The following is a 22,899-nucleotide window of genomic DNA, read 5'->3' as shown; positions in this document are numbered from 1 at the left end:
GGCTCCGTTCGCTTTTCGCGATCTGCATAGCCGGTTTCGCCGCACCGGACGAGGGGGGATCAGTCGCGCAGCGCCGCCATGAAGCGGCGGTCGATGCGGTCCTTCAGCCACCAGGCCGCCCGCCCCCGCAGGCTGAGCCCGCGCCAGACCGCCAGCGCCCTGCGCTGCCCGAGCGAGACGAGCTTGAGATAGTCGTGCTGCGGGTGGAAGGCATCGAGCGCCCTGCCCCGCGCCAAGGCCGCGATGTTGCAGGCCAGAAGCGGCCCCTGCCTGACCGCATAGACCCCGGCACGCGGGCGCGGCGCGGTCGTCTGGACCGCGCAGTCGCCGGCGGCGAACAGGTCGTCGCGACCCATCACCCGCAGATCGGCCCCCACGCGGATGAACCCCGACGCGTCCACCGGCAGACAGGCCTGCGGCCAGTCATAGGCGCGCGCGCCCGCCGCCCCGATTGCCAACCCGCAATCGATGCGCCGCCCGTCATCCAGCAGGATGTGATCCGCAGCGACGCGGGTGACGCGATGGCCGGACAGCAGGGTGATGCCGTTCAGGGCCATCTCGTGGCGCAGCTGCCGCGCGGCGCGGGGTGGCAGGCCCGCAAGCTCGGTCCGGCCGCTGTCGATGACGGTCACGAGGCCGTCATGCGAATGCCGGATGGCGAAGGCGACCTCGATCCCCGCAAGGCCCGCGCCGATCAGCGCGACGGGCGTGCCGGGGGGCGCGGCGGCCACGAAATCCTGCCAGCGACGGCGGAAGACGCCGACCGGCTTGACCGGAACGCCGTGGTCGCGGAACCCCGGCATGTCGCCCAGGCAGGCATGCGATCCGATGTCGATCGAGGCGATGTCGTAGCTGCGCGTCCCCGCCCCCTGCGGCCCCATCAGCGTGACCAGGCGGCGTTCGGGGTCGATGCCCGTCACGCTGGCGCGCATCAGGTGCAGCTTGTGCCGCCGCGCGATGCGGTCCAGCGGGGCCATCATCAGGGGCGTGTCGTAATGGCCCGCGACGACGCCGGGCAGCATCCCGGAATAGGCGGCCTCGGTCCCCGGATCGATCAGCGTGATGCGGGCATTCGGCAGCGCCTGCCGCAGCGCGGGCAAGGCCACGAGATGCGCGTGACCCGCGCCGATCAGCAGGATGTTGGCCATTCCGGCCTGCGCCACAGGTTTCATGCGGGGGATACACCGAGAAGATTGCCCACCGAAGCTGCCCGCCCGGCGCGCCCCGCGCAAGCGCAATCCGCATCCAATTGGACCGATCGCGACGCCGCGCCATACACGATGGCGCGACCGCCCCGCCCCCCGTCAGATCGACATCGTGGCCTCGACCGCGCGCTTCCAGCGGGCGACGCGGGCATCGCGATCCTCGGGCTGCATTTCCGGCTGGAAGCTGCGGTCCAGCGCCCATGCCTTCGCAAACCCCTCCTGGTCGGGATAGATGCCGTTGTGACGACCCGCCAGCCATGCCGCGCCAAGGGCCGTCGTCTCCAGCACCTGCGGGCGGTCGACCTGCGTGCCGAGGATGTCCGACAGGAACTGCATCGCCCAGTCGGACGCGCTCATGCCGCCATCGACGCGCAGGGCGGGCTGGCCCTCGGGGTTCCAGTCGGCCTGCATCGCCTCGAGCAGGTCGCGGGTCTGATAGCCCACGCTCTCCAACGCCGCACGCGCGAATTCCGCCGGACCCGAATTGCGCGTCAGGCCATAGATCGCGCCGCGGCAATCGGGCTGCCAATAGGGCGCGCCAAGGCCCGTGAAGGCGGGAACCAGCACCAGGTTCTGTTCCGGATCGGCGCGTTCGGCCAGGGGCTGCGTCTCGGCGGCGTCGCGGATGATCTGCAGCCCGTCGCGCAGCCACTGCACGACCGCGCCCGCGATGAAGATCGACCCCTCCAGCGCATAGGTCGGCTTGCCGTCCAGCTGATAGGCGATGGTCGTCAGCAGCCGCTTGGTCGAGGCGACGGGCTTGTCGCCGGTGTTCAGCAGCGCGAAGCAGCCCGTGCCATAGGTCGATTTCATCATCCCCGGCTGGAAGCACGCCTGCCCCAGGGTCGCGGCCTGCTGGTCACCCGCGACGCCGCTGATCGGGATGGGGCGCCCGAACAGGTCGGCCCGCGTCTCGCCGAAATCGGCGGCGCAGTCGCGCACCTCGGGCAGCATGGCCTGCGGGATGCCGAACAGCTTGCAGATCGTCGTGCTCCACCGGCCCTTGTGGATGTCGTACAGCATCGTGCGCGCGGCGTTGGTGGCGTCCGTCGCATGGACCTTGCCGTCGGTCAGCTTCCAGATCAGCCAGCTGTCCACGGTGCCGAAGGCCAGATCGCCCGCCTCGGCGCGCGCGCGGGCGCCTTCGACATTGTCCAGGATCCATTTCAGCTTGGTGGCCGAGAAATAGGGATCGACCAGCAGTCCCGTGCGGTCGGTGATCATCTGGCCGTGGCCCTGGGCCTCCAGCTCTCGGCAGAATTCGGCGGTGCGGCGGTCCTGCCAGACGATGGCGTTGTGGACGGGCTTGCCGGTCTTGCGGTCCCAGACCAGCGTGGTCTCGCGCTGGTTGGTGATGCCGATGGCCGCGATGGTGGGGTTGCCCGCCTTCTCGATCGCGGACCGGCAGGTCGCGGCGGTCGATGCCCACAGGTCGCCCGGATCGTGTTCGACCCAGCCCGAGCGCGGGAAGTGCTGGGTGAATTCCTCCTGCGCCTTCGCGACGATACCCATGCTGCCGTCGAAGACGATGGCGCGGGAACTTGTCGTGCCCTGATCGATGGCCAGAATATGGGTCATGCCTTGGTATCCTTTCTGCGGCATCGGCAAGGGGCGCGGTCGATCCGCGCCCCTCCCGGTTCTCATGCGGGCAGGATCATTCCTGCCAGCGGGTGATCAGTTCCTCGTAGGAAATGGTCTTCGGCTCGGGCTTCTCGTTTTCCAGCTTGGGCTTCGGGGCGCCGGGCTGGTCCAGCCAGTACTGGGCCTCCTGCTCCTCGTTCAGCACCGGGCCCAGATCGCCCTGCACGCCGGAACGTTCCAGCCGGTCGAGGACCGCTTCCTGCTGTTCGCACAGCGCGTCCAGCGCCTCCTGCGCGGATTTCGCACCCGAGGACGCGTCACCGATATTCTGCCACCACAGCTGCGCAAGGCGCGGATAGTCCGGCACGTTCAGGCCGGTATCCGACCAGCGCGTGCGGTCGGGCGAGCGGTAGAACTCGACCAGGCCGCCAAGCTGCGGGGCACGTTCGGTAAAGCTCTCGTGGCGCACCGAACTGTCGCGCACGAAGGTCAGGCCGACATGGCTCTTCTTCGTATCCACGGTCTTCGACACGATGAACTGCGCATAGAGCCATGCGGCCTGCGCGCGATCCACCGGGGTGGACTGCATCAGCGTGGCCGAACCGACGTCCTGATAGCCGACCTTCATCCCCTCTTCCCAGTAGGCGCCATAGGGCGAGGGAGCCATGCGCCATTTCGGCGTGCCGTCCTCGTTCATGACGGGCAGACCTTCCTTGACCATGTCGGCGGTGAAGGCGGTGTACCAGAACATCTGCTGCGCGATGTTGCCCTGCGCGGGGACGGGACCGGCCTCGCTGAAGGTCATGCCGCCCGCGGCGGGGGGCGTATAGTTCTTCAGCCAGTCGATATACTTCTCGATGGCATAGACGGCGGCGGGGCTGTTCGTCGCGCCGCCACGGGCCACGCAGGACCCCACGGGCTGGTAATCCTCGTTGACGCGGATGCCCCATTCGTCGACCGGGAAGCCGTTGGGTTCCCCCTTGTCGCCCATGCCGGCCATGGACATCCAGGCATCGGTGAAGCGCCAGCCGAGGCTGGGGTCCTTCTTGCCGTAATCCATGTTGCCCCAGACTTCCTGGCCGTCGATCTCGCGGCCGGTGAAGAACTTGGCGATGTCCTCGTAGGCCGACCAGTTGACCGGCACGCCCAGGTCATAGCCGTATTCCTCCTTGAAGGCGGCCATGATCTCGGGGTCGGTGAACCAGTCGTGGCGGAACCAGTAGAGGTTGGCGAACTGCTGGACGGGCAGCTGGTACAGCTTGTCGTCGGGACCGGTGGTCGAGGCCAGCCCGATGAAGTCGTCCAGATCCAGGTCGGGGTTCGTGAAGTCCGCCCCCTCGCCCGCCATCCAGTCGGTCATGTTGCGGACCTGCTGGTAACGCCAATGCGTCCCGATCAGGTCGGCGTCGTTGACATACATGTCATAGACGTTCTCGCCGGTCTGCATCTGGGTCTGCAGCTTCTCGACCACGTCGCCCTCGCCGATCAGGTCGTGGGTGACCTCGATCCCGGTGATGGCGGTGAAGGCGGGCGCCAGCACGCGGCTTTCGTATTCGTGGGTGGTGATCGTCTCGGACACGACGTTGATCGACATGCCCTTCAGCGGTTCGGCGGCGTCGACGAACCACTGCATCTCGGCCTCCTGATCCTCGCGGCTCAGGACCGACATGTCGCCGATTTCGGAGTCGAGGAAGGCCTTCGCGGCCTCCATGTCGGCCAGCGCGGGGCCGGCCATGGCCATGACCAGCGCGGTGGTCGTCACCAGTTGCGGTTTCAGCTTCATCTTTTCCCTCCCGTTGAAGCGTTGACTTGCGCCGGGCCCCTCCAGCCCCGGCGGACGTTCCCGATCAGACCCACCGGAACACGGCGGCGGCCCAGATCAGGCAGACCAGCATCGCCCAGGGCTGCGGCATCCCCGTCAACCCCAGCCATGCGAGGTTGATGAAGGCCGAGCCGAGAAGCGTGATGAACAGGCGGTCGCCGCGCGTGGTCTCGATCCCCAGGACGCCGATGCGCGGCGTTTCCGGGAACCGGACCGCCAGGATCGTGAAGATCACCAGCAGGCAGGCGATGGTGCCGAAGAAGATCCCCGTCGGCAGGGTCCAGGCCATCCATGACATGCGCGTTCCCCCTTACACGCGGCCCAGGGCAAAGCCCTTGGCGATGTAGTTCCGCACGAACCAGATGACCAGCGCGCCCGGCACGATGGTCAGGATACCCGCGGCTGCCAGCACCCCCCAGTCCACGCCCGAAGCCCCTTGCGTCCGGGTCATGGTCGCCGCGATCGGCTTGGCCGCGACCGAGGTCAGCGTCCTGGACAGCAGCAGCTCGACCCAGCTGAACATGAAGCAGAAGAAGGCGGCAACCCCGATCCCCGAGGAAATCAGAGGCATGAAGATCTTCACGAAGAAGCGCCCGAAGGAATACCCGTCGATATAGGCGGTCTCGTCGATCTCCTTGGGGACGCCGCGCATGAAGCCTTCGAGGATCCAGACGGCCAGCGGCACGTTGAACAGGCAATGCGCCAGCGCGACCGCGATATGCGTGTCGAACAGCCCGACCGAGGAGTAGAGCTGGAAGAACGGCAGCGCGAAGACGGCGGGCGGCGCCATGCGGTTCGTCAGCAGCCAGAAGAACAGGTGCTTGTCGCCCATGAACCGGTACCGGCTGAAGGCATAGGCCGCAGGCAGCGCCACGCCGACCGAGATGACGGTGTTCATCGCCACATAGGCCAGGCTGTTCACGTATCCCATGTACCAGCTGGGATCGGTCAGGATCGTGACATAGTTCTGCAGCGTCAGGTTCTGAGGCCACAGGCTGAAGCTGCCGGTGATCTCGGTATTGGTCTTCAGGCTCATGTTCAGCAGCCAGTAGATCGGCAGCATCAGGAACAGAAGATACAGCACCATGACCACGGCGCTGCCGCGCGATTTTTCGGTCGCCATGGCTCAGCCCCCCCTTTTGTCGAGATTGGTCATCACGGTGTAGAACACCCACGAGATCAGCAGGATCACCAGGAAGTACATCAACGAGAAGGCCGCCGCCGGCCCCAGGTCGAACTGCCCTAAGGCCATCTTCACCAGGTCGATCGACAGGAAGGTCGTGGCATTGCCCGGACCGCCCCCCGTCAGCACGAACGGCTCGGTATAGATCATGAAGCTGTCCATGAAGCGCAGCAGCACGGCGATCATCAGCACGCCCGCCATCTTCGGCAGCTCGATGAAGCGGAAGACCTTCCAGCGGCTGGCCTGGTCGATCTTGGCCGCCTGGTAATAGGCGTCGGGGATGGATTGCAGGCCCGCATAGGCCAGCAGCGCCACCAGCGACGTCCAGTGCCAGACATCCATCACCACGACCGTGATCCAGGCATGGATCGGGTTCTGGGTATAGTTGTAGTCGATGCCCAATGCGTCCAGCCCCCAGCCCAGCAGCCCGATATCGACGCGCCCGAAGATCTGCCAGATCGTGCCGACCACGTTCCACGGGATCAGAAGCGGCAGCGACATCAGCACCAGCACCACGCTGGCCCAGACGCCGCGCTTGGGCATGTTCAGCGCCACGAAGATGCCCAGGGGAATCTCGATCGCGATGATCACGCCGGAAAAGATCAGCTGGCGGCCAAGCGCGTTCCACATCCGCTCGGATGCCAGCAGGTCCTCGAACCAGCCGAGGCCGTTCCAGAAGAAGACGTTGTTGCCGAACGTGTCCTGCACCGAGTAGTTGACGACCGTCATCAGCGGGATCACCGCCGAGAAGGCCACCAGAACCAGCACCGGCAGGACAAGGAACCAGGCCTTGTGATTGACGGGTTTGTCCATGTCTCTCCTCCCTCCCCTGCGCTCAGGCCGCGGTCACGCGCCAGTCGTCGGCATAGATGCTGACCCTGGCGGGATCGACGACGACCCGGTTCATGCCCTCTCCCAGGGGCTGATCCTCGGGGGCGATGATGTTCAGCTCGTGGCCTGCAAGATCGGCGCGCACGATGCGGTGGCGGCCCACATCCTCGATCCGGCGGATCGTGACGGGCAGGCCGTCCGCATCGCTCAGGCGCAGATGCTCGGGGCGGATGCCCAGCTGCAGGCGACCCTGCGGCGTGCCGTAATGGCCCGCCAGCGGAACGGTGCCGCCGGGAATGCGCGCCTCGGCGCCCGCGACCTCGGCGGGCAGCAGGTTCATGCCGGGCGAGCCAATGAAATATCCGACGAAGGTATGCTCGGGCCGCTCGAACAGCTCGTCCGGGGTGCCGATCTGCACGACGCGGCCGTCATACATCACCACGACCTTGTCGGCGAAGGTCAGCGCCTCGGTCTGGTCATGGGTGACATAGATCATCGTGTGGCCGAAATCGTGATGCAGCTTCTTCAGCTGGGTGCGCAGCTCCCATTTCATGTGCGGGTCGATCACGGTCAGGGGTTCGTCGAACAGAAGCGCGTTCACGTCCTTGCGGACCATGCCGCGCCCCAGGCTGATCTTCTGCTTGGCATCCGCCGTCAGGCCGCGCGCCTTGCGGTCCAGCATGTGCTCCATCCCGATCATCGCCGCGATCTCGGCCACGCGCTCGGCCACATAGGCTTCGGGGCGGCCGCGGTTGCGCAGCGGGAATGCCAGGTTCTCGCGCACGGTCATCGTGTCGTAGACGACCGGGAACTGGAACACCTGCGCGATGTTGCGTTCGGCCGTGGGCGCGTCGGTCATGTCCTGCCCGTCGAACAGGATGCGCCCCTGCGACGGGCGCAGCAGCCCCGAGATGATGTTCAGCAGCGTCGATTTCCCGCAGCCCGAACTGCCCAGCAGCGCATAGGCGGCGCCGTCCTCCCAGACGTGGTTCAGTTCCTTCAGCGCGAAATCATCGGGGCCCTTCGGGTCCGCCAGATAGGAATGCGCCAGGTTGTCCAGCGTGATCTGTGCCATCGGTGCCCTCCCTCAGGCTGCGTCGGCATAGGCGGCGGGCGTGACCAGCGCGCCGTCTTCGCCGAAAACATAGACGTGACGCGGCTCCAGCCAGACCGGCATGACCTGCCCGATCGGCAGGTCGTGGACGCCGTGGACCAGCCCGACCCACCGTTCCTGCCCGCGATCCAGGTGCACGAAGGTCTCGGACCCCGTCAGCTCGGTCACACCCAGGCTGGCCTCGAAGCGCAGGGCGCGGGTGCCGGGATCGGCGATCATCAGGTGGTTGGGGCGGAACCCCGCGCGATAGCGGCCATCGGCAAGGCCCGCGAAGGGCGCACCCTCCAGCGGGGCACCATCGGCGCTGGCCCGTCCGTTCGCGACCGTCACGTCAAGGAAATTCATCGGCGGGTCCGAGAAGACCCGCGCCGTCGTCGCATCGACCGGACGGCGATAGACGCCGGCGGTCGGGCCGAACTGCGTGACGCGCCCCTCCCACAGGGTGGCGGTGTTGCCGCCCAGCAGAAGCGCCTCTTCGGGTTCGGTCGTGGCATAGACGAAGATCGCGCCTGATGCCTCGAAGATGCGCGGGATCTCGACCCGCAATTCCTCGCGCAGCTTGTAGTCGAGATTGGCCAGCGGCTCGTCCAGCAGCACGAGGCCCGCATCCTTGACCAGCGCGCGCGCAAGGGCGCAGCGCTGCTGCTGCCCGCCCGACAGTTCCAGCGGCTTGCGTTCCAGCATGGGCGTCAGGCGCATCATCTCGGCGGCTTCGTGGACGCGGCGCTCGATCTCGGGGCGCGGCACGCCCAGCAGACGCAGCGGCGAGGCGATGTTGTCGAAGACCGTCATCGCCGGATAGTTGACGAACTGCTGATAGACCATCGCGACCTTGCGGTCCTGCACGCGCATGCCGGTGACGTCCTGGCCTTCCCAGAAGATGCGCCCCTCGGTCGGGCGGTCCAGCCCCGCCATCAGCCGCATCAGCGACGTCTTGCCTGACAGCGTCGGCCCCAGCAGCACGTTCATCGTGCCCTTTTCCAGGCGCAGGTCGGTCGGGTGGATATGCACCTGACCCTCGACCGACTTGGCAGCGCCCCGCAGTTCCAATGTCATCTTGTCCATCCCCCTCCCCAGGGACGGGTGTGAGACCTAGGCCGCACCCCCCATTCGGCCCGCACGGGCCAGCATCCATTCGTCCAGGGCCGCGATCTGCGCATCCTCCATGCGCAGGCCCAGCTTGCTGCGACGCCAGACCACGTCCTCGGCGCGGGCGGCGTATTCATGATCCATCAGCCAGATCACCTCGGCCTCGGTCAAGTCCGCACCGAAGGCGATGCCCATGTCCGCGGCGTCCTTGGCCGATCCGGTGACCGCAGCGGCCTCGGTGCCGTATGCGCGGACCAGACGGCGTGCCCACCGGTCCGACAGGAAGGGATGGGCCGCGCGCAGGTCCGCGATCAGCGTCTCGACCCCGTCCACCGGGAAATCGCCGCCGGGCAGCGGGACGCCCGCGGTCCATTCGCCCTTGGACAGGCTCAGGTGCTGGCCGATCTTCTCGAGCGCGGATTCCGCCAGCCGGCGATAGGTGGTGATCTTGCCGCCGAAGACGTTCAGCACCGGCGCGCCCGCGCTCTGATCCACGGTCAGCACGTAATCGCGCGTGGCCGCCGTCGCGCTCTTGGCGCCGTCGTCATAGAGCGGGCGCACGCCGCTATAGCTCCAGACCACGTCATCGGTCGTCAGTTCCTGGCGGAAATACTGGTTCGCGAAGTTCAGAAGATAGTCGCGTTCCTCGGGCGTGCATTCGGGCTTCTGCCCCGCATCGACATGTTCCTTGTCGGTCGTGCCGATCAGGGTGAAATCGGTCTCGTACGGGATGGCGAAGATGATCCGCCCGTCGGTCCCCTGGAAGAAATAGCACTTGTCGTGATCGAAAAGACGCTTCGTCACGATATGCGAGCCGCGCACCAGCCGTACGCCTTCGGTCGAATTCAGCCGCAGCTTGCCCTGGATGATGTCGCCGACCCAGGGGCCGCCCGCATTGACCAGCATCTTCGCGACATGGGTGCGGGTCGTGCCGTCGGCATCCTCGACCGTGACGTGCCACAGCCCGTCGCGCTGTTCGGCGCCGGTGACGCGGGTGCGGGTCATGATGCGCGCGCCGCGGGCCTCGGCGTCGCGGGCGTTCAGCACGACCAGCCGCGCATCCTCGATCCAGCAGTCGCTGTATTCATAGGCGTGGTGGAAGCGGTCCTGCAGCGGTGCGCCTTCCGGCGTCCCGTCCAGCGACAGGGTCCGCGTTCCCGGCAGGATCTTCCGGCCGCCCAAATTGTCGTACATGAACAGGCCCAGCCGGATCAGCCAGGACGGACGCCGACCCTTCATCCAGGGCATCACCATCCCCATCAGCTTCGAGGTGGGCGTGTCGTTCTCGAAGCGCATGTCGGGATGGAAGGGCAGCACGAAGCGCATGGGCCAGCTGATATGGGGCATGGCGCGCAGCAGGGTCTCGCGCTCGATCAGCGCCTCGCGGACCAGGCGGAACTCGAAATATTCGAGATACCGCAGCCCCCCGTGGAACAGCTTGGTCGATGCCGAGGACGTCGCCTGCGCCAGGTCCCCCATCTCGGCCAGGGTCACGCTCAGGCCACGGCCCACCGCGTCGCGCGCGATGCCGCATCCGTTGATGCCGCCACCGATGATGAACAGGTCGTCGGGTACCGTGCTGGGCGTGGACATGTGCCACCTCGTCTTGAAGAATTGTGCCGAGATTGGCGGATTCCGCGCAAAAAGGAAACGGTTTTCTTTTCCTTCATGTTCGCTTTGCAGAAACGTCACGATTCCAGCGGCGTAGGCTGGCTGGGTCAGCCCGTCTGACGCGTTTCGCGCGGGTTCGCGCATGCCGATCCCCCCTGCCCTGCCGAAAACCGCGCGAAAGCGAACATCTTGCCTTGCGACGAATCGCGTGCGACAGATTCGGAGCAGCCACGGGGACGCAACATGTCGCAATCCTTCCGCCAGCCCGAGATCCTCGAGATCGCCCGCCGCGACGGCAAGGTCACCGTCGAAGGGCTGGCCCAGCATTTCGGCGTCACGCTGCAGACGATCCGCCGCGACCTGACCGACATGGCCGAGGCCGGGCGGCTGGAACGGGTGCATGGCGGCGCGATCCTGCCCTCGGGGGTGGCCAATATCGGCTACGAGGAACGCCGCTCGCTGCACGAGGATGCCAAGACCGCCATCGCGCGCGCCTGCGCCGCCGAGGTCCCCGAGAACATCTCGCTGTTCCTCAATATCGGGACCAGCACCGAGGCCGTCGCCCGCGAGCTGCTGGGCCATCGCAACCTGCTGGTCGTCACGAACAACATCAATGTCGCGAACATCCTGGCCCAGAACCCCGATTGCGAGGTGATCGTGACGGGCGGCAGCCTGCGCCGCGCCGATGGCGGGCTGGTGGGCAACCTGGCCGCGGACACGATCCGCAAGTTCAAGTTCGACCTGGCCGTGATCGGCTGCTCGGCGCTGGACCCCGATGGCGACATGCTGGATTTTGACATCCAGGAGGTGGGCGTCAGCCAGACCGTCCTGCGCCAGTCGCGCCGCACCTTCCTGGTGGCCGACCATTCCAAGCTGTCGCGCAGCGCACCCGCCCGCATCGCATCCCTGTCCGAGCTTGACCGCTTCTTCACCGACAGGCCCCTGCCCCGGCCCCTTGCGCAGGCCTGCGCCGATTGGGGCACCGAGGTGACCGTCGCCTAGAGCGCGGCCAGCGCCGCCGCCGTTTCCGGCATCCGTTCCAGGCTGGCCGCGATGCGTTCCCGCCAGCGCGGGCCCTGCTCTCGCGCATCCTCCAGCGCATCCAGCAGGTCGTCGGGCCGGTCGCGGGCCAGCGCCTCGATCAGCCATTCGGCCTGCGCGCGGTCCTTGGCGGCCTTCAGCCGGGCCTGCCCCTGGCGCCGTTCCGCGACGATCAGCTTGTGGATGGCGAAACGCTCGGGGCGCGGGATCTGCACCAGCACGCCGCTGCGATAGGGGATCGCCGCCGGGATCGGTTCCGCGATCAGCCAGTTGAGGTGCCGCAGTGCCTGCGCCTGCACGCCCAGGGCGGGCAGATCGCGCAGCCCCTCCTCGCCGAAGGCGGGGGTCAGGAACTCGACCAGGGCCTGCCCCTGCGTCTGCCGCCAGCGCCATGTGCGCCCCGGCTCCAGGCTGGGAACGGGGGCGAAGTCGAAATCGCGCAGAACCTCCTGCACGGGGGGGGCGGCCGCATCCTCCAGCGCAAGGGACAGGCGCTCGAAACTGGCGATGTCGATATCGTCGGTCTGCGCGGTCTGTTCCAGCGACAGGGCGAGGTTCAACTCTCCCTCGTACAGGCGGAAGGCGTGAGTGCCGACGACCGTGCCCCCCAGCCGGAACACCCCTGCCCCGGCCAGCGCGGCCATCAGGCTGCCGGTGGTGGGATCGAGGCCCAGGAACCCCTCGGCCCGCAGCAGCCTGACCAGCCGAGCCCGCGCACGACGCCGCGCCTCGGCCGGTTCGCGCGCCTCGCGGGCGGCCTGCATCCGGGCGGTCATCTGGGGGTCGTCCTCGCCCAGATAGCGCTTGCGGACCTCGGCGCCCACGCGAAAGCTGTCATACCAGTAGCCGCGCCCGTTCCGCTCGACCCGTGTGGGCGTTCCGCGCAGATCGCCGACGGCCTCTTCGCGCAGGGAACGCAAAAGGTCGTGATAGGCCGCATGAGCGATGGCGGAATGGGGTTTCAGCGTCATGTTCAACAATCCTTGCAACTGTTGAATACGGTGATGTTCAACGAATGGCAAGATTGTTGAACATCACCCCTGCCCCACTTCGATCACCACGCCCACAAGGCTCGGATCGACCCGCCGCGCGGCAGTCTGCAGCCTGACCGACAGATGCGTGCGCAGGTAACTGGCGTGGAAACGCGAGGGGGCCGAGACGACAAGGCGCCCCGCATCGTCGCGCCCGATCTCGGTCAGGGGGGCCAGCCAGATATCGGCCAGGGCCTGATCCTCTTGCGCCAGAAGCGCGAAGATCCGCGGCCATTCGCCCTGCCCCTGCGGGCCCGGGACGTCGCGTCGGAACGGAACGACATTGGCAGTGGGTTCGGGGATTTGCGTTCGCTCGGACATGCGCGCGACGTAATCCTCGCCGATATTCGACCAGGCCGGGCGGGTGTCCAGAAGGATGCGTTCGAGGTCGATGCCCAGAACCGAGACCCGCCCCCGTGCGCCCTGGCGCTTGACCGTGATCCAGCCGAGATCCCGCAGCTTCGCCATCTCGCGCTTGACCGTGCGTTCATCGACGCACCAGAGCCGCGCGATCTCGCGCTGGCCCACCGCAAGCTCGTTGCGCTGCCAGTTGTACCTGGTCGTGATCAACGCCACGAGGCGCATCACAAGCCGCTGTCGGTTCTGGTCCTGCGACAGACCATGCGCCGTCAGGGCCGACAGGATGTCGTATTTCTTCGCCGCCGATTCCCGGCCGACGGGCCTGATCACCTGCATCGCCGCTCCTGCTGCCGGTTTGCCCGGCCTTGCCCGCTGGACGTCGGGGATCTTGGCGTCCCGCAAACGTCTTTCGCCTCATGGCAGGCATTAGCGTCCTGTTTCGTGATTCTGTCAAGAGAGCGTGATGCAACGCACGGTCTTCATCCCGTATCAAGGATCAAGAGTAGGTATCATATGGTATAGGGGGTCATCTTGGGCGTCCCCTATAAGGCCTGCCATGTCCCCTATTGCGGGGTGATGGCCCGACTCATGTCCCGTTTATGGCCCGATGCATTGCCGCAGCACCGATTCGTGCAGCCGTGGCAGGGGTTTGCGCCGCCATGAAAGAAGCGTCGACAGATTAAACTTCCCTTTTGCCAAAAACGCAAATCCGGCGTAAAAGCGAAGACACCGATAATCTGCGTCCTAAGAATACAGGTAAATCATGTACACGCACGAAGACCTCGCAAGACTGCAGGCGCAGTCGCTCAAGATGCAGGGCTGGATCCGCAGGCAGACCTTCAGCCCCTCGAACGAGAAGACGCTGCGCCGCTTCTCCAGCTGGGAGGTGTCCGAGCTGATCTTCCGCATCAACCAGTCGACCTTCCGCGGCAAGCTGGCGGCGGATCCGAACCTTCCCCTCGGGGAAGTCGAGGAGGACGGCCGCCAGCGCTGGTTCAGCCTCGACGAGGTCAACGAGCTGCGCCGCCGCATCCGCATCAACCGCAAGTCGCTGATGCCCCCCCGCCCCGAGGGCAAGCGCGCCTTCCGCGCGGCGATCGCGAACTTCAAGGGCGGTGCGGGGAAATCGACGGTGGCGCTGCATTTCGCCCATGCCGCGGCGCTGGACGGCTATCGCGTCCTGGTGGTCGATTTCGACCCGCAGGCGACCCTCTCCCACAGCATGGGCCTGTCGGATGTGGGCGAGGATCACACCGTCTGGGGCATCATGGCCCGCGACCTTGAACGCGAGACCGACCGCATGAACGCCGCCGCGCAGGGCGCCGAGAGCGGGACCGCCCTGCCCCAACGCAAGCTGCCATCCTCGATCCGCGACATGGGCTTGGGCTCCTTGCGGCCCGCCGACTTCATCAAGCAGACGGCCTGGCCGACGATCGACATCGTTCCCAGCTGCGCCAACGCCGCCTTCGTCGAGTTTGCAAGCGCCCAGTACCGGCATCTCAATCCGGAATGGACCTTCTTCGGCGCGGTGTCGCGCTTCCTCGACGGGCTGCCGGACGATGCCTACGACCTGATCCTGTTCGATTGTCCGCCTGCAATCGGCTATCAGTCGATGAACGCGGTCTTTGCGGCCGACATGCTCTATATCCCCTCGGGGCCGGGTTACTGGGAATACGACTCGACCACCAGCTTCATCGGGCAGCTGTCCGAGGCACTGGAGGATCTTTCCCATGGTTTCGAATCCTTCCCCACGGGGAAGATCACGCTGCCCAAGCAGTTCACCGATGTCCGCTTCCTCATGACCCGCTACGAGCCGTCGAACGAATTGCACCAGGCGATGCTGAACGCCTTCGGGCAGGTCTTCGGCGACCGCATGGCGCAGCACCCGATCGAACTGACCCGCGCGGTCGAACAGTCGGGCCGCTTCCTGTCCTCGATCTACGAGATCGACTATCGCGAGATGACGCGGGGGACGTGGCGGCGCGCGCGTGCGACCTTCGATCAGGCCTACGAGGAATTCCGCGGTCATGTCATGGCCGCCTGGGACAAGCTGGAGGATGCAGCATGAGCCGCAAGCGCCGGATGTTCGACATCGACATCCCGACCGAGGATGAACCGCAAACCTTCCCCGCGGGGAAGGACGACAAGGAAAGCCGCCGAGGCCCGATGGCCGCCGCCATCGCCGAAACCGCCGAGAGCAGCCGCGACCGCGCCAAGGTCGAGGCCCAGATCCGGGCCGAGAACGACGCGCTTGCGCAGGAACATGTGCGCCTGAAGCGGGCAGGGCTGATCACCGACCTGATCCCACTGGACGCCATCGACACCCAGAAACTGATCCGAGACCGCCGTCCGGTCGCCGACTTCGAGCTGGAGGAGCTGGTCTCGTCGATCCGCGACATCGGGCTGTCGAACCCCATCCGGGTCGAGCCCGTGGGCGAGGGGCGATACGAGCTGATCCAGGGTTGGCGCAGGTTGTCGGCCTTCAAGCGGCTGCTGGATGAGACGAAGGACGCCGACAAATGGGGGCGCATTCCGGCGGGCATCTCGGCCAAGGGCGAGGCGCTGGACGACCTGTACCGTCGCATGGTCGACGAGAACCTGGTCCGCAAGGACATCTCCTTCGCCGAGATGGCGCAGCTTGCGCTGCACTATGCCATGGACCCGCTGACCCCCGAGAACGATCCCGAGAAGGCGGTCGCGATCCTGTTCAAGTCGGCGGGCTATCAGAAGCGCAGCTATATCCGGAACTTCATCCCGCTGGTCGAGAAGCTGGGCGAGACGCTGATGTATGCGCAGGAGATCCCGCGCGCGCTCGGGCTGTCGCTGGCGCAGCGGCTCGAGGATGTGCCGGGGACCGGGGCGGCGATCAAGGCCGAGCTGAAGAACTGGGACACGCGGTCGATCACGGACGAGCTGGAGGTGCTGCGCCGCTATGCGGGGCAGGGGGCGCCTGCACCTGCGGGCAAGGCCGCCAAGCCGTCGGGCGAAAAGCAGCCGGCGGGCAAGGCCAAGACGACTTTCCAGTTGCGCCGACCCCAGGGACAGGCGAAATGCGTCGCGGCGAATGGGCGGCTGGAGATCCGGCTGCCGCGCGACTTCTCGACCGTGGACCGGCGCAGGCTGGAGGCCGCCGTGGCCTCGATGCTGGACCAGATCGAGTGATCTTCCCCGCGGGGAAGATCACTTAACCCATTGATACTAAAACAAAAAGGGCGGGTTTCCCCGCCCTTCTGCGTTGTCAGGCGCCCTGTTCCGCGTCGATCAGGTCATGGCGCTTCAGCAGGTGGTCGCGCAGCCGTTCGATATGGGGTGCGTTGATCCCGCAGCAGCCGCCGACCAGCGTGGCACCTGCGGCGATCCACTTCTCGACCCAGTTGCCGTAGTTCAGCGGGTCCAGATCGGCGCGGATGCCCGACAGGGCCTCGTTGGCGGCACGTTCGTCGTCCTGGCTCTCGAAGGCATTGGCATAGACGCCGACGGGGATGTCGCGATCGCCGATCACCGTCTTCGCGATGCGGATCGCGCCCTCCATCACCTCGGGCATGGAGCAGTTGAAGAGGATGGCGGACGCGCCCGCGCCGATCGCGGCCTCGACCGCCTCGGCCACGCCTTCGCGCGACCGCAGGACCGGCGTGCCTTGCGCGATGGCCGCAGCGTCGTCGCGCAGCGTGTAGGACACCCAGAGCGGATGCGGCGATCCGGCGACGGCCGCGGCGGTGGTCGTCGCCTCTTCGATGCTGCTCATGGTTTCGGCCAGCCACAGGTCGACATGCGGCTGCATGCCTGCGACCATCACCGACAGGATCTGCGCGGCGGCCTGCGCGTCGAATTTCTCGGGGATGTAGGACCCGCAGGCCGGGGGCAGGGCGCCCGCGACCAGGACGCCGGGTTCGGCATCCGCAGCCTCGCGCGCGAGGCGACCGGCGCGGTCCGCCAGTTCGGCACCGCGTTCGTCGAAGACCGACTGCCCCAGGTGGAAGGGCACGACGGCATAGCTGTTGGCCGTCACGACCCGCGATCCCGCCGCGATGAAGGCGGCATGCGCGTCTCGGACCTTGGCAGGTTCGTTCATCAGCGCCAGCGCCGACCATTCCGGCTGGCGCAGCGTCGCGCCCTGCCGTTCGAGTTCGCGGCTCATGCCGCCGTCCAGAAGGGTGATCCCGCTCATGTCATGTTCCTCGGGCGATGTGGTTCCGGCGCCGCTGCTAATCGAAAGGGCAGGGGGATGACAGACCCGTGCTTTCGGTTGCGTCGCGGCGGCGTTGTTATACAAACGGTCAACAAGCAGGCGAAAGGGGGTTTCATGGACCGCATCGAGGGCGTGTATCTGAGCGACAGTCTGGATCTGCAGGCGCTCTATGGCGATTACCTGGGCGAGGATGTCGTGCTGCGGCGGCCCGAGGATGTGGCCGATCCGGCGGCGGTGCGCCTGGCGGTGTGCTGGCAGCCGGGGCAGGGGGCCTTCGCGGCCTATCCGAACCTGGAGGTGGCGATGTCCATTGGCGCAGGGGTGGATGCGCTGCTGGACCATTCGGGGCTGCCCGGCCATGTCGGCATCGCCCGCGTGCGCGATCCGCACCAGGCAGCGCTGATGGCGGGCTTCGTCGCCCACGAGGTGCTGCATGACAGCCGCAATTTCCCGCAGATGGCGGCCAATGCGGCGCGGCGGGTCTGGCACCCCCATCCCATGCAGGCCCCCGAGGCGCTGCGCATCGCCGTTCTGGGCCACGGCACCATGGGCCGCGCCGTGATCGAGGCGCTGCGCGTCTTGGGCTTCACCCTGCGTGTGGCCTGCCGCAGCACGCCGGATGCGCCCCTGCCGGGGGTGACCTACCTGACGGGTGACGATGCCGCGGGTCGTGCCGCCGACGGGGCGGATGTGCTGGTGAACGTGCTGCCGCTGACGGACGCCACGCGCGACATCCTGGACGCCGCGCTGCTGTCGCGGCTGGCCCCTGGCGCGCGGCTGATCCAGATCGGGCGGGGCGAGCACCTGGTCGAGGCCGACCTGACCGCCGCGCTGGATGCGGGCCATCTGTCGGGCGCCACGCTGGACGTGTTCCGGACCGAGCCTCTGCCCGCCGATCACCCCTTCTGGGCGGACAAGCGGCTGCGCATCACCCCACATATCGCCAGCGATTCCATCCCCGAGGTGGTCGCCGACCAGATCATGCGCACCGCCCGCGCACTGCGTGACGGGCAAACGCCCGACCTGCTGATCGACCGCAGCCGGGGATACTGAGGAGATACCGATGACCGATCTCGAATGGCAGACCCGGATCGAGCTTGCCGCCTGCTACCGCCTCGCGGCGCATTACCGGTTCACCGACCTGATCTATACCCATATCACCGCCCGCGTGCCGGGGCAGGAGGGGGCGTTCCTGATCAACCCCTATGGCCTGGCATGGGAGGAGATCACCGCATCCTCGCTGGTCAAGATCGATGTCGAGGGGAACAAGCTGGATGAGAGCCCCCACGGGGTCAATCCGGCGGGCTTCACCATCCATTCCGCGATCCACCGCGCCAATCACGACGCGGCCTGGATCATGCACACCCATTCGCGCGCGGGGGTCGCCGTCTCGGCGATGGAGGAAGGGCTGCTGCCGCTGAACCAGATCGCGCTGCAGTTCCACGGGCGCACGGCCTATCACGACTACGAGGGGATCGCGCTGGACCTGTCGGAACGCGACCGGATCGTCGCCAGCATGGGCGACAGGCCGGTGCTGATCCTGCGCAATCACGGGCTGCTGGCCACCGGCGACAGCGCGGCGCGGATGTTCAACAACATGTTCTATCTGGAACGCGCCTGCGAGATCCAGGTCGCCACCCTGTCGATGGGCCGTCCGCTGCGGATGGTGGACGATGCCACCGCCGCCCATGTCGCCGCGCAGTACCAGGGCAACATGGGCGAGGATGACGATCTTGCGCTGGAATGGGCGGCGCATCTGCGCATGCTGGACCGCACCGCCCCCGATTTCCGCGACTGAAGGAAGGGGGGGCCTCAGCCCCCCGAGGGCATCCGCCCTTCCAGCCATCTCAGCGCGATCGTCAGGACCGCGCTGAGGCAGAGATAGATCCCCGCCAGCAGCAGCAGCGGCTCGTAGGTCAGCAGCGTCGCCTGCCGGACCCGCGTGACGATCGCATAGAGATCGGCGACCGCGATCGTCGCGATCAGCGGGGTCGATTTCAGTTGCAGGATGATCTCTCCGGTCAGGACGGGCAGGGCGCGATGGACGGCGCGCGGCAGCCAGACGCGGAAGAACACCTTGCGCGGGGACATGCCGAAGGCGCGGGCGGCCTCCAGCTCTCCGTTGGGGACGCCGGCGAAGGCGCCGCGCATCACCTCGCCCTCATAGGCGGCGAAGGAAATGGTCAGCGCCAGCAGCCCATAGGGCCACGCCTCGCGCAAGTAGGGCCAGGCCCAGGTCTCGCGGATGACGGGATAGGCCGCGAAAAGCGACCCCAGCCCGTAATAGAGCAGCCAGAGCTGCAGCAGCAGCGGCGTGCCGCGCACCACGGTGCAGAAGCCCGATGCCAGCCAGCGCAGCGGGCGCGGGCCGATGACCTGCACCACGCCCAAGGGGAGCGCCAGCGCGAAGCCCAAGGCCACGCTGCCCGCAAGCATCCACAGCGTCGTCAGAAGCCCGCCCCACAGCCGCGGCAGATAGGCGGGCAGCCAGGACCAGTCCATCTGCGTGACCATCGCCGCAAGCCCCGTCAGGGCCAGCGCCAGCATGATCAGCCGGTGGGGCATCAGCAATCCGCGCAGGCCCGCCAGAAGCTGGGCGCCGGTCGTGGGGCGAAGGGGGGTGATCGTGTCCATGTCGGGCATCGTGTTTCCCCCTCTCTCAGCGCGGGGCGACCATGCCGCGGCGGGCATGGCGCTCGAACAGGCGCAGGACGACATTCGATCCAAGCGTCAGGACCAGGTACAGAAGCCCCGCCGCGATGAAGAACAGGAAATATTCCCGCGTCGCGGCCGCCGCCTGCTTGGTCACCAGCGTCAGTTCGCTGAAGCCGATCACCGCCAGAAGCGCGGTGTCCTTGGTGGCGATCATCCACAGGTTCGCCATGCCGGGAATGGCATGGGGCAGCATGGCGGGCAGGGTGATGCGGCGCATGACGCGCATGGGGGACATGCCGAAGGAATGCGCGGCCTCGATCTGGCCGCGCGGCACGGCAAGGATCGCGGCGCGGATCACCTCGGTGGTGTACCCCCCCTGCACGAGGCCGATGACCAGGATCCCCGCGGCAAGCCCGTTCACGTCGACGCCCCCGGCGCCGAACAGGCCCATCAGCCGGTTCAGCAGGTCCGTGCCCGCATAGTAGAAGATCAGCATCAGCACCAGTTCGGGCACCGCGCGGATGGTCATGGTATAGATTTCGGCCAGGTCGCGGGACACCCGCCCGCCATAGAGCTTGGCCACAGCGCCCAGGATGCCGATGACGATGCCCAGGGCATACCCGCCCGCAGCCAGCTGGATCGAGCGCCAGAAGCCCGCAAGCAGCGCGCCCCCCCAACCCGGAGAGTTCAGGGCCAGAAGCCCGAAGTCGATGGACTGAAACAAGATCGCGTCCGTTCTGTCGTGTCTGATGCGACCGGCCCCGATGGCGGGGCCGGCCAAGCGGGCGTCACTCGCCGTAGATGTCGATGTTGAACCAGGGTTCGGCCAGCTTGGCATAGGTGCCGTCGGTGCGGATTTCCGCGATGGCGGCGTTCACGCGGCCCAGCAGCTCGGTATCGTCCTTGCGCAGGCCGACGCCCACGCCATAGCCCAGCACCTCGGGGTCGTTCTGCACCGCGCCCAGGTATTCGCAGCAGGCCTGTCCCTCATCCGAGTTGATGAACGGGTCCATCGCCAGCGCGTCACCGATCACGGCATCCAGCCGGCCCGCCGCAAGATCCTGCAGTTCCTCGTCCAGCGTCTGGTAGACGCGGATCTGCCCGGCCACGTCGCCGTAATACTTCTCGGCATAGACCTGCTGGATCGAGCCGGACTGCGCGCCGATGATCGCGCCTTCCAGCGCCTCGGGGCTGTTGCCGTATTTGCTGCCCTTGGCGACGATCAGGCCGGTGGGCGTGTCGTAATACTTGTCCGAGAAGCTGATCTGTTCCGCGCGCGCGGGCGTGATCGACATGGAACCCACGATCATGTCGATCTTGCCGGTGTTCAGCGCGGGGATGATGCCTTCCCACGCGATGGGGGTGACTTCGCATTCCTCGCCGATGCGGGCGCACATCTCGTGCATGAAGTCCACCTCCCAGCCGGTCCATTCGCCGCTGGCATCGGGCGTGTAGAAGGGCGGATAGGGTTCGGCCGAGACGCCGACCTTCATGACCTCGGCCATTGCCGGGGTGGCAAGGCCGGTTGCTATGGCAAGGGCTGCTAGGATGCGTGTCATGTTCTCTCCTGTTGCGGTGTCACGCGGCATTCCCGAGGAATTGCCGCAGATGGGGCGACCGGGGGTCGCCGAAGATCTGCTCGGGCGGGCCCTGTTCCTCGATCCTGCCGTCGCGCAGATAGACCACGTGGCTGGCGACGTCGCGGGCAAAACGCATCTCATGGGTCACGAGGATCATCGTGCGCCGTTCGGCGGCCAGGTCGCGGATCACGGCCAGCACCTCGCCCACCAGTTCGGGGTCCAGCGCCGAGGTCGGCTCGTCCAGCAGCATGGCCAGCGGATCGACCGCAAGCACGCGGGCGATGGCGGCACGCTGCTGCTGGCCGCCCGACAGATGCGCGGGCCATGCATCGGCCTTGTCGGCCATGCCCACCCGTTCCAGCGCGGCGCGGGCGCGGTCCTCGGCCTGCGCGCGGGGCAGGCCCAGGACATGGACCGGAACCTCGGTCACGTTGCCCAGCACGGTGCGGTGCTGCCACAGGTTGAAGTTCTGGAACACCATGCCCAGCTGGGCGCGGATGCGCTGGACCTGCCGCGGATCGGCGGGCACGAGGCCGCCGTGGCCGGGACGCATGCGGTATTCCTCGCCCCGGATGGCGATGCTGCCGGAGCTGGGCTGTTCCAGCAGGTTGATGCAGCGCAGCATCGTGGACTTGCCCGAACCCGACCCGCCGATCACGGCCACCACGTCGCCCGGACGGGCCGTCAGCGTCACGCCGCGAAGCACATGCGCATCACCGAAGCTCTTGTGCAGATCGGTGATCTGGATGGCGGGGTCGTCCTGCATTCCTGTCCTTTCGCGTTGGTGGCGTCGACGGGTTGAATTTCCCGTCTTGTTGTACGACTGTAAAACAATAGCGCCGCGATGACAGTGGTTACCCGAACGGAGGCTGCATTTCGATGGAAAAATGGGCGGATCTGCCTTTTGCATGCGCACTGCCCGTATATTGGGCAGTCACCCCGGCATGACCCGGCGCAGCTTCCAGCGCCTGTCCGAGGATGCGCGCCGCAACGACCTGCTGGAGGCCACGCTGGCGGTGATCGCGGATTGCGGGATCAACGCGGCCTCGGCCCGGCGCATCGCGGAACGGGCGGGCGTGTCGGCGGGACTGATCCGGCACTATTTCGCATCCAAGGAGGAGATGCTGCACGCGGCCTATGCCCATCTGATCGGACAGCTGATCTCGACCGCCGCGGAACAGGCCGATCTAGGCGGGACGGATGCGGATGCGCGGCTGGCGGGCTTTGTCGAGGCCAACCTGTCGGCCCCGAACCTGTCGGATTTCAAGCTGTCGCTCTGGGCGACCTTCATCGGGATGATCCGGTCGGATGCCGCCTATGCCGCGATCCACCGCGACGGATACCGCGAATTCCTGGAGATGCTGCAGGTCATGATCGCGCCGGTCCGTGTGGCCCATGACCTGCCCGCGACACCCACCGATTGCCGGCGGCTGGCCATCGCGCTGAACGGGCTGATCGACGGGCTGTGGCTGGAAGGGTCGCTGGAACACGGGCTGTACGATCCGCGCGAACTGGCCGCCATCGGCCTTCGCGCCGCCGAGGACATCCTGCGATTGCCGGAAGAAACGCTTCTCCGCCATCGGGCGGGACAATGACACAAGGGACAC

General features: G+C 66.9%; 22 protein-coding genes. 6 read left to right on the top strand and 16 right to left on the bottom strand.

The features are described 5' to 3' along the window. Positions 1-59: 59 nt before the first annotated feature. From QMZ16_RS07110 to glpD, 9 genes are all read right to left on the bottom strand, one after another. A complete protein-coding gene (locus QMZ16_RS07110; protein ID WP_282602699.1) occupies positions 60-1,148 on the bottom strand; it encodes an FAD-dependent oxidoreductase in 1,089 nt (362 codons plus the stop codon). Between the two features lie 156 nt (positions 1,149-1,304). Further along, positions 1,305-2,783, bottom strand: a complete 1,479-nt coding sequence (glpK, locus tag QMZ16_RS07105) for a glycerol kinase GlpK (RefSeq protein WP_282602698.1) — start codon at positions 2,781-2,783, stop codon at positions 1,305-1,307. Between the two features lie 76 nt (positions 2,784-2,859). Further along, positions 2,860-4,569 carry an ABC transporter substrate-binding protein gene (locus QMZ16_RS07100; protein WP_022706217.1) on the bottom strand — a complete coding sequence of 570 codons (1,710 nt, stop codon included), beginning with the start codon at positions 4,567-4,569 and terminating at the stop codon, positions 2,860-2,862. A gap of 64 nt (positions 4,570-4,633) precedes the next feature. Further along, on the bottom strand, positions 4,634-4,906 hold the full coding sequence (locus QMZ16_RS07095; RefSeq protein ID WP_282602697.1) for a DUF2160 domain-containing protein: 273 nt from the start codon (positions 4,904-4,906) through the stop codon (positions 4,634-4,636). Between the two features lie 12 nt (positions 4,907-4,918). Continuing rightward, positions 4,919-5,731: a carbohydrate ABC transporter permease gene (locus QMZ16_RS07090; RefSeq protein ID WP_022706215.1), complete on the bottom strand. Its 813-nt coding sequence runs from the start codon at positions 5,729-5,731 to the stop codon at positions 4,919-4,921. A 3-nt stretch (positions 5,732-5,734) separates the two neighbouring features. Beyond that, positions 5,735-6,604 (bottom strand): sugar ABC transporter permease, encoded by an 870-nt coding sequence (locus tag QMZ16_RS07085; protein ID WP_282602696.1) that lies wholly within the window; start codon positions 6,602-6,604, stop codon positions 5,735-5,737. Positions 6,605-6,626: 22 nt separating this feature from the next. Beyond that, positions 6,627-7,697: an ABC transporter ATP-binding protein gene (locus QMZ16_RS07080; protein WP_282602695.1), complete on the bottom strand. Its 1,071-nt coding sequence runs from the start codon at positions 7,695-7,697 to the stop codon at positions 6,627-6,629. A gap of 12 nt (positions 7,698-7,709) precedes the next feature. Continuing rightward, positions 7,710-8,792, bottom strand: coding sequence for an ABC transporter ATP-binding protein (locus tag QMZ16_RS07075; protein ID WP_028725537.1), 1,083 nt, complete (start codon positions 8,790-8,792; stop codon positions 7,710-7,712). 36 nt (positions 8,793-8,828) lie between these two features. Next, complete coding sequence (gene glpD, locus QMZ16_RS07070; protein WP_282602694.1) at positions 8,829-10,418, bottom strand: glycerol-3-phosphate dehydrogenase; 1,590 nt, start codon at positions 10,416-10,418, stop codon at positions 8,829-8,831. Positions 10,419-10,679: 261 nt separating this feature from the next. On the opposite strand from glpD, the gene QMZ16_RS07065 reads away from it, so the two are divergent. Further along, positions 10,680-11,438 (top strand): DeoR/GlpR family DNA-binding transcription regulator, encoded by a 759-nt coding sequence (locus QMZ16_RS07065; protein ID WP_022706209.1) that lies wholly within the window; start codon positions 10,680-10,682, stop codon positions 11,436-11,438. Here the strand turns inward: QMZ16_RS07065 and QMZ16_RS07060 are convergent. Both QMZ16_RS07060 and QMZ16_RS07055 read right to left on the bottom strand, forming a co-directional pair. Continuing rightward, the gene (locus tag QMZ16_RS07060) at positions 11,435-12,448 is read right to left on the bottom strand and encodes a GSU2403 family nucleotidyltransferase fold protein (protein ID WP_282602693.1); all 1,014 of its coding nucleotides are present in this window, start codon (positions 12,446-12,448) and stop codon (positions 11,435-11,437) included. The genes QMZ16_RS07065 and QMZ16_RS07060 overlap by 4 nt on opposite strands. Before the next feature lie 63 nt (positions 12,449-12,511). Next, the gene (locus QMZ16_RS07055) at positions 12,512-13,204 is read right to left on the bottom strand and encodes a hypothetical protein (protein WP_022706207.1); all 693 of its coding nucleotides are present in this window, start codon (positions 13,202-13,204) and stop codon (positions 12,512-12,514) included. 427 nt (positions 13,205-13,631) lie between these two features. On the opposite strand from QMZ16_RS07055, the gene QMZ16_RS07050 reads away from it, so the two are divergent. Both QMZ16_RS07050 and QMZ16_RS07045 read left to right on the top strand, forming a co-directional pair. Next, positions 13,632-14,936, top strand: coding sequence for an AAA family ATPase (locus tag QMZ16_RS07050; RefSeq protein WP_022706206.1), 1,305 nt, complete (start codon positions 13,632-13,634; stop codon positions 14,934-14,936). Beyond that, positions 14,933-16,030 (top strand): ParB N-terminal domain-containing protein, encoded by a 1,098-nt coding sequence (locus QMZ16_RS07045; RefSeq protein ID WP_022706205.1) that lies wholly within the window; start codon positions 14,933-14,935, stop codon positions 16,028-16,030. Before QMZ16_RS07050 ends, QMZ16_RS07045 begins: the two co-directional genes overlap by 4 nt. 76 nt (positions 16,031-16,106) lie before the next feature. On the opposite strand, the gene QMZ16_RS07040 is transcribed toward QMZ16_RS07045, so the two are convergent. Next, complete coding sequence (locus QMZ16_RS07040) at positions 16,107-17,036, bottom strand: homocysteine S-methyltransferase family protein (RefSeq protein WP_282602692.1); 930 nt, start codon at positions 17,034-17,036, stop codon at positions 16,107-16,109. A 135-nt stretch (positions 17,037-17,171) separates the two neighbouring features. Between QMZ16_RS07040 and QMZ16_RS07035 the strand changes: the two genes are divergently transcribed. Further along, a complete protein-coding gene (locus QMZ16_RS07035) occupies positions 17,172-18,110 on the top strand; it encodes an NAD(P)-dependent oxidoreductase (protein ID WP_282602691.1) in 939 nt (312 codons plus the stop codon). 10 nt (positions 18,111-18,120) lie between these two features. Beyond that, positions 18,121-18,855, top strand: coding sequence for a class II aldolase/adducin family protein (locus QMZ16_RS07030; RefSeq protein ID WP_282602690.1), 735 nt, complete (start codon positions 18,121-18,123; stop codon positions 18,853-18,855). A gap of 14 nt (positions 18,856-18,869) precedes the next feature. On the opposite strand, the gene QMZ16_RS07025 is transcribed toward QMZ16_RS07030, so the two are convergent. The 4 genes from QMZ16_RS07025 to QMZ16_RS07010 all read right to left on the bottom strand — a co-directional run bounded on the left by QMZ16_RS07025 (position 18,870) and on the right by QMZ16_RS07010 (position 22,058). Continuing rightward, positions 18,870-19,700 (bottom strand): ABC transporter permease subunit, encoded by an 831-nt coding sequence (locus tag QMZ16_RS07025; protein WP_282602689.1) that lies wholly within the window; start codon positions 19,698-19,700, stop codon positions 18,870-18,872. Between the two features lie 16 nt (positions 19,701-19,716). After that, positions 19,717-20,436 (bottom strand): ABC transporter permease, encoded by a 720-nt coding sequence (locus tag QMZ16_RS07020; RefSeq protein WP_282602688.1) that lies wholly within the window; start codon positions 20,434-20,436, stop codon positions 19,717-19,719. Positions 20,437-20,500: 64 nt separating this feature from the next. Further along, positions 20,501-21,271 carry a transporter substrate-binding domain-containing protein gene (locus QMZ16_RS07015; RefSeq protein WP_282602687.1) on the bottom strand — a complete coding sequence of 257 codons (771 nt, stop codon included), beginning with the start codon at positions 21,269-21,271 and terminating at the stop codon, positions 20,501-20,503. Between the two features lie 19 nt (positions 21,272-21,290). After that, a complete protein-coding gene (locus QMZ16_RS07010; RefSeq protein ID WP_282602686.1) occupies positions 21,291-22,058 on the bottom strand; it encodes an ATP-binding cassette domain-containing protein in 768 nt (255 codons plus the stop codon). A 178-nt stretch (positions 22,059-22,236) separates the two neighbouring features. Between QMZ16_RS07010 and QMZ16_RS07005 the strand changes: the two genes are divergently transcribed. After that, positions 22,237-22,887: a TetR family transcriptional regulator C-terminal domain-containing protein gene (locus tag QMZ16_RS07005; protein ID WP_282602685.1), complete on the top strand. Its 651-nt coding sequence runs from the start codon at positions 22,237-22,239 to the stop codon at positions 22,885-22,887. Positions 22,888-22,899: the final 12 nt, after the last annotated feature.

It is taken from the genome of Paracoccus sp. PARArs4, from assembly GCF_947311865.1.
GTDB classification, from domain to species: Bacteria; Pseudomonadota; Alphaproteobacteria; order Rhodobacterales; family Rhodobacteraceae; genus Paracoccus; species Paracoccus zeaxanthinifaciens.
This window is presented reverse-complemented; position numbering and strand designations above follow the sequence as displayed.

Coding starts and splice junctions, on each gene's coding strand:
- QMZ16_RS07110 (WP_282602699.1), bottom strand. CDS start 1,148: ATGGCCAACATCCTGCTGATCGGCGCGGGTCACGCGCATCTCGTGGCC.
- glpK (WP_282602698.1), bottom strand. CDS start 2,783: ATGACCCATATTCTGGCCATCGATCAGGGCACGACAAGTTCCCGCGCC.
- QMZ16_RS07100 (WP_022706217.1), bottom strand. CDS start 4,569: ATGAAGCTGAAACCGCAACTGGTGACGACCACCGCGCTGGTCATGGCC.
- QMZ16_RS07095 (WP_282602697.1), bottom strand. CDS start 4,906: ATGTCATGGATGGCCTGGACCCTGCCGACGGGGATCTTCTTCGGCACC.
- QMZ16_RS07090 (WP_022706215.1), bottom strand. CDS start 5,731: ATGGCGACCGAAAAATCGCGCGGCAGCGCCGTGGTCATGGTGCTGTAT.
- QMZ16_RS07085 (WP_282602696.1), bottom strand. CDS start 6,604: ATGGACAAACCCGTCAATCACAAGGCCTGGTTCCTTGTCCTGCCGGTG.
- QMZ16_RS07080 (WP_282602695.1), bottom strand. CDS start 7,697: ATGGCACAGATCACGCTGGACAACCTGGCGCATTCCTATCTGGCGGAC.
- QMZ16_RS07075 (WP_028725537.1), bottom strand. CDS start 8,792: ATGACATTGGAACTGCGGGGCGCTGCCAAGTCGGTCGAGGGTCAGGTG.
- glpD (WP_282602694.1), bottom strand. CDS start 10,418: ATGTCCACGCCCAGCACGGTACCCGACGACCTGTTCATCATCGGTGGC.
- QMZ16_RS07065 (WP_022706209.1), top strand. CDS start 10,680: ATGTCGCAATCCTTCCGCCAGCCCGAGATCCTCGAGATCGCCCGCCGC.
- QMZ16_RS07060 (WP_282602693.1), bottom strand. CDS start 12,448: ATGACGCTGAAACCCCATTCCGCCATCGCTCATGCGGCCTATCACGAC.
- QMZ16_RS07055 (WP_022706207.1), bottom strand. CDS start 13,204: ATGCAGGTGATCAGGCCCGTCGGCCGGGAATCGGCGGCGAAGAAATAC.
- QMZ16_RS07050 (WP_022706206.1), top strand. CDS start 13,632: ATGTACACGCACGAAGACCTCGCAAGACTGCAGGCGCAGTCGCTCAAG.
- QMZ16_RS07045 (WP_022706205.1), top strand. CDS start 14,933: ATGAGCCGCAAGCGCCGGATGTTCGACATCGACATCCCGACCGAGGAT.
- QMZ16_RS07040 (WP_282602692.1), bottom strand. CDS start 17,036: ATGAGCGGGATCACCCTTCTGGACGGCGGCATGAGCCGCGAACTCGAA.
- QMZ16_RS07035 (WP_282602691.1), top strand. CDS start 17,172: ATGGACCGCATCGAGGGCGTGTATCTGAGCGACAGTCTGGATCTGCAG.
- QMZ16_RS07030 (WP_282602690.1), top strand. CDS start 18,121: ATGACCGATCTCGAATGGCAGACCCGGATCGAGCTTGCCGCCTGCTAC.
- QMZ16_RS07025 (WP_282602689.1), bottom strand. CDS start 19,700: ATGCCCGACATGGACACGATCACCCCCCTTCGCCCCACGACCGGCGCC.
- QMZ16_RS07015 (WP_282602687.1), bottom strand. CDS start 21,271: ATGACACGCATCCTAGCAGCCCTTGCCATAGCAACCGGCCTTGCCACC.
- QMZ16_RS07010 (WP_282602686.1), bottom strand. CDS start 22,058: ATGCAGGACGACCCCGCCATCCAGATCACCGATCTGCACAAGAGCTTC.
- QMZ16_RS07005 (WP_282602685.1), top strand. CDS start 22,237: ATGACCCGGCGCAGCTTCCAGCGCCTGTCCGAGGATGCGCGCCGCAAC.